Origin of the sequence: Streptomyces sp. NPDC059957, assembly GCF_042730015.1 — a bacterium.
Lineage (GTDB): Bacteria > Actinomycetota > Actinomycetes > Streptomycetales > Streptomycetaceae > Streptomyces.
Window position 1 is genome coordinate 7,793 of record NZ_JBHWMB010000039.1, and the last position, 5,451, is coordinate 13,243.

Annotated in this window: 4 protein-coding genes; all 4 read left to right on the forward strand. The window is 72.7% G+C overall.

Features of this window, described 5'->3' with window-relative positions:
- The coding region (locus ACFWBW_RS24830) for a thioesterase family protein (protein ID WP_385376180.1) at nt 1–870 on the forward strand (870 nt) is incomplete at its 5' end.
- Complete coding sequence (locus ACFWBW_RS24835) at nt 861–3,152, forward strand: FAD-dependent monooxygenase (RefSeq protein ID WP_385376183.1); 2,292 nt, start codon at nt 861–863, stop codon at nt 3,150–3,152. The genes ACFWBW_RS24830 and ACFWBW_RS24835, both read left to right, overlap by 10 nt.
- Before the next feature lie 19 nt (nt 3,153–3,171).
- Nucleotides 3,172–4,194: a carbon-nitrogen hydrolase family protein gene (locus ACFWBW_RS24840; RefSeq protein ID WP_385376186.1), complete on the forward strand. Its 1,023-nt coding sequence runs from the start codon at nt 3,172–3,174 to the stop codon at nt 4,192–4,194.
- Complete coding sequence (locus tag ACFWBW_RS24845; RefSeq protein ID WP_385376189.1) at nt 4,191–5,303, forward strand: cupin domain-containing protein; 1,113 nt, start codon at nt 4,191–4,193, stop codon at nt 5,301–5,303. The genes ACFWBW_RS24840 and ACFWBW_RS24845 overlap by 4 nt, the downstream gene beginning before the upstream one ends.
- The last annotated feature ends 148 nt before the right edge of the window (nt 5,304–5,451 follow it).

Sequence of the window (5,451 nt, forward strand, 5' to 3'; positions counted from 1 at the left end):
GGCTACAACATCGCGGGGCCCGAGGTGGAGAAGGCGCTGGCCGACCACCCGTACGTGGCGGACTGCGGCGTCGTCGGGGTCCCCGACGAGCGGCGCGGGATGCTCGTCAAGGCGTACGTGGTGCTGCGCGCCGGTGTCCCGGACGCCCCGGAGACCGTCCGCGCGCTCCAGGAGCACGTCAAGGCGGCCATCGCCCCCTTCAAGTACCCGCGTGCGGTGGAGTTCGTCACCGAGCTCCCCCGTACGGAGACCGGCAAGCTCCGGCGCGGCGAACTCCGCAACCGGGGAGGGGAACCGGCGGAAGCCGCCCCCACCGCCGCGGCCCCGGACGACGGCGGCTGCGCCGCCGGGTGTCCCGAGGCGCAGGTGCCGCACCTGCCCAGCGTGGTCGTCGAGCGCCGGGTCGAGTGGACCGACACCGATGCTGCGGGCCACTACCACCACTCCACGGTGATCCGCTGGGTCGAGGCTGCCGAGGCCGTGCTGCTGCGCCGCCTGGGCCTGTCGCACCTCTTCGGCAGCACGCCCCGGGTTCACTTCGAGGCCGACTACCGGGCCCGGCTCTGGTTCGGCGAGGCCGTACGGACCGAGCTGCGGGTCACCAAGGTCGGCGCGAGCTCCCTCCACTACGCCTTCACCGTGCGCGGCGAGCCGGGCCCTCCGGGCCCGGACGGCACCACGGGCCCGGACGGCACCACGGGCTCGGACGGCGCAGTGGCCGCCACCGGCCGGATGGTCATCGCCCATTCCGCTGCCCGCGCGACCGGGACCACCCCCTGGCCCGCCGAGGTTCGCGAGGTCCTCACGAAGGCGGGCCGGCAGGCCCCCGAACTGATCGAGAACAACCGAGGAGGCGCCCCGTGCGCATAGCAGTCATCGGAGGCGGGCCGGGCGGCCTGTACTTCGCCGCCCTGGCCAAGCAGATCTCCCCGCACTGGGAGGTGACCGTCTGGGAGCGCAACGCTCCCGACGACACCTTCGGCTTCGGGGTGGTCTTCTCCGACGAGACCCTCGACGGCATCGCGCAGGCGGATCCCTTCGTACACGCCGCGATGTCGGCGGAGTTCGCCCGCTGGAGCGACATCGACGTCCGCCACCGCGGCCGGACCCTCACCTCCGGCGGGCACGGTTTCGCCGCTCTGGGCCGGCGCCGGCTGCTGGAGATCCTCCAGGAGCGCTGCGCCGCCCTGGAGGTGGACGTCCGCTACCGCACGCAGTCCCCCGCGCCGGATCAACTGGCCGCCGAATACGACCTGGTGGTCGCCTGCGACGGCGTGCGCTCGGCCACCCGGTCCGCCCATGCCGACACCTTCGGCACGGATCTCGACGAGCGCGCGGGCCGCTACATGTGGCTCGGCACGGACAAGGTCTTCGAGGCCTTCACCTTCATCGTGGAGGAACGGGACTTCGGCACGCTCCAGGTACACGCGTACCCGTACGACGACACCCGTTCCACCTTCATCGTGGAGATGGACGAGGACACCTGGCGGCGCGGCGGCTTCGCCGGGTCCGCCGGCCCGGACCTCACGCCCGGCGCCAGCGACGAGGAGGGGATCCGCCGCTGCGAGGAGATCCTCGCAGCGCACCTGGACGGCCACCGGCTCATCCCCAACAACTCCAAGTGGCTGCGCTTCACCACCGTGCGCAATCGGACCTGGCGCCGCGGCAACACCGTGCTGCTCGGGGACGCCGCGCACACGGCCCACTTCTCCATCGGCTCCGGCACCAAGCTCGCCATGGAGGACGCACTCGCCCTGGCCGCCTGCCTGCACGAGCATCCCGACGTGGAGAGCGCGCTGGCCGCCTACGAGGACGAGCGCAGGCCCGTCGTGGAGTCCACGCAGCGGGCGGCGCAGGCCAGCCTGGAGTGGTTCGAGAACATCGACCGGTACACCGGCCAGGACCCGCACCAGTTCGCCTTCAACCTGCTGACCCGCAGCCGCCGCGTCACCTACGACAACCTGCGGGTGCGCGACGAGGAGTTCACCACCGCCGTCAACACCTCGGCGCCGGTCCCGCCCATGTTCCGGCCCTTCCGGCTCGGCGGACTGCGCCTGCGCAACCGGATCGTCGTACCGCCCATGGCCCTGTCCACGGCCGTCGAGGGAGTCCCGGGCGACTTCGACCTCGTCCACCTGGGCACCCAGTCCCTCGGCGGCGCGGCCCTGGTCATCGCCGGCATGACGGCGGTCAGCGCCGACGGCCGCACCGACGCGGGCTGCCCCGGTCTGTGGACCGACGAGCAGGAGGCCGCCTGGCGCCGGATCACCGCCTTCGCGCACGGCCAGTCCGACACCTGCCTCGGCATCCAGCTGACCCACGCCGGCCGCCGGGCCGCCGGGGACACGCCGCTGGCCGCCTCCGCACTGCCCTGGGAAGAGGGCGGCCCGGTGCCCCGCGAGGCGAGCCGCTCCGATATGGACCTGGTCGTACGGGACTTCGTGCGCGCGGCCGAGCGCGCCGACCGGGCCGGCTTCGACGTCCTGGAACTCCAGTACGGGCACGGCCATTTGATGTCCGGGTTCCTCTCTCCGCTGACCAACCGGCGCACCGACGAGTACGGCGGAGCGGTGGCCGACCGGCTGCGCTTCCCGCTCGAAGTGCTGGGCGCGGTGCGCGCGGTGTGGCCGGCCGGGAAGGCCCTCCTGGTCCGCGTCTCGGCCGCCGACTGGGCCGAGGGCGGCCTCGACGAGGCGGACGCCGTGCACATCGCGCGCGCCCTGGCCGCGGCGGGCGCCGACGCGATCGACGTCTCGACCGGCGAGGTCGTCTCCCACGAGCGGCCGGCCTTCGGCCGCAGCTACCAGACGCCGTACGCCGACCTGATCCGCAACACCACCGGGGTGGCCACCATCGCCGTCGGTGCGATCTCCACCTACGACGACGTGAACTCGGTGATCCTGGCGGGCCGCGCCGACCTGTGCGCGGTGGGCCGCGCCCAGCTCCACGACCCGCTGTGGACCCTGCACGCGGCCGTGGCCCAGGGGTACCGCGGGCCGGCAGCGCCGTGGGCCCGGTCCTGGCGGGCCGGCAGCGCCCGGCCGCCGGCGGCGCGCACCGACCGGGTGCCGCCCCGCCTCGAACTGCTGCGGCGGCCCGCCGCACCGGTGCACCAGCGATGGCTGCCGCGCGTCGCCGCGCCGGCCCTCTGAACGGAACGGCCGAGATCCCATGGAGACCCGTCCCCCGAACGACCTGCCCCGCTTCACCGCGGCCGCCGTCCAGGCCGCCCCCGTCTATCTCGATCCCGCCGCCACCGTCGACAAGGCCGTCGCCCTGATCGCGGAGGCCGCCGGGAAGGGCGCCGAACTCGTCGTCTTCCCCGAGGCGTTCGTGCCCGGTTACCCGTACTGGAACTGGACGATGAACCCGGTCCAGGGCTCGCCCTGGTTCGAGCGCCTGCAGCGTGCGTCCATCGACATCCCCGGCCCGCACGTGGACACCCTGCGCGCGGCGGCCCGCCAGTACGGGGTCGTGCTGGTCATCGGCGTCAACGAACGTGCCCCGCACAGCCTGGGCGTGCTCTACAACACGCTGCTGACCATCGGCCCCGACGGCGAACTGCTCGGCGTGCACCGCAAGTTGGTGCCCACCTGGGCCGAGAAGCTCACCTGGACGGGCGGCGACGGCAGTTCCCTGCGCGTCCACCAGACCCCCGTCGGCCCGGTCGGTGCCCTCGCCTGCGGGGAGAACACCAACACCCTGGCCCGTTTCACGCTCCTGGCCCAGGGTGAACTGGTGCACGCGGCCTGCTACATCGCCCTGCCCGTGGCACCCACCGACTACGACATGGCCGAGGCCATCGCCGTCCGCACCGCGGCCCACAGCTTCGAGGGCAAGGTCTTCTCGGTCGTCGCCTGCTCCACCGTCTCCCCCGAGATCGTCGACGCGGTCGCGGGTGAGGACGAGGAGGTCCGGGCCCTGTTCGCCCGGCCGCGCAGCGCCCTGTCGGGCATCTTCGGCCCCGACGGCCGCCCGGTCACGGAGCCGCTCGTCGACGTCGAGGGCATCGTCTACGCCGAGATCGACCTGAACCGGTGCATCCAGCCCAAGCAGATGCACGACATCACCGGGCACTACAACCGCTTCGACGTCTTCCGCCTCGAAGTGGACAACCGGCCGCGCACGCCGGTCAGTTTCACCGTCCCGCACCCGGCCCTGCCGGCCACCACCACCCCCGAGGAGGACGCATGACCACCGACCAGGACGACACCGCACTCGGCCGCGCCCGGGTCTGCGACACCCCCGAACTCACCGCCTACTACGGCGAGCTCGAAGCCCTGGAGGCCGGTGCGCTGTGGACGGTGGCCAACGACATCGAACCCTGGTACCCGCAGCCCAAGTCCGTTCCCGTGCTGTGGCGTTACGAGGAGCTGCGGCCGCTGGTCCACAAGGCCCTCGGCCTGGTCCGGGCCGACGACGCGGGCCGCCGCGTCGTGATGCTGGTCAACCCCGGCCGCAGGGACGTCAGCGCCGCCGCCGGACTCCTCTACACCGGGCTGCAGATCATGGGGCCCGGCGAGGCCATGACCGCCCACCGCCACCAGGCCGCGGCGCTGCGCTTCGTGCACGAGGGCACCGGAGCGTGGACGATCGTGGACGGCCAGAAGCTGAAGGTCGGCCCGCGCGACTTCGCCATCACCCCCAACGGCACCTGGCACGAGCACGGAAACGACGCCACCGACGCCCCGGTGATCTGGCAGGACGGCCTCGACATCCCGCTGGTCAACGCCTTGGACGCCGGGTTCTACGAGGTCCACCCGGAGCTGTACCAGCAGCCCGGGAAGGTGGTGAACTCCTCGGTCCTGACCTACGCCGCGAACCTGCTCCCGTACGGCTCCGAGAAGTGGACCCGCCCCTACTCCCCGCTGCTGGCCTACCCCTGGGAGCAGACCTACGAGGCCCTGCGCGGCCTGGCCACGGCCACCGAGGGCTCCCCGTACGACGGGGTGATCGCGGAGTACACCAACCCGGTGACCGGCGGTTCGGTGATGCCCACCATGAGCGCCCACATGCAGCTGCTGCGACCGGGGCAGGCCACGCTGGCCCACCGCCACACCGGGTCGGTGATCTACACGGCGGCGAAGGGACACGGCGTATCGGTGATCGCCGGGCAGCGCTTCGAGTGGAAGCAGGGCGACGTGTTCTGCGTCCCGTCCTGGGCCTGGCACGAACACCACAACCTGGACCCGTCCGAGGACGCGTGCCTGTTCTCCTTCAACGACTTCCCCGTCATGCGCTCCCTCGGCTTCCACCGCGAAGAGGCGTACCCGGACAACGGCGGGCACCAGCCCGCCTCCTGAGCCGCGTCGCCGCACCGGACCGCCGGCCCTGACACCGGTCCCGGTGCGGGGGGGCAACCCGCGCGACCTTCCTTCCATCCCCTCCCCCCCCCTCTCGGAGACCCCCGTGCGAATTGTGCACTCCATGACCGAAACCACAACCACCACC

Coding starts and splice junctions, on each gene's coding strand:
- ACFWBW_RS24845 (WP_385376189.1), top strand. CDS start 4,191: ATGACCACCGACCAGGACGACACCGCACTCGGCCGCGCCCGGGTCTGC.
- ACFWBW_RS24840 (WP_385376186.1), top strand. CDS start 3,172: ATGGAGACCCGTCCCCCGAACGACCTGCCCCGCTTCACCGCGGCCGCC.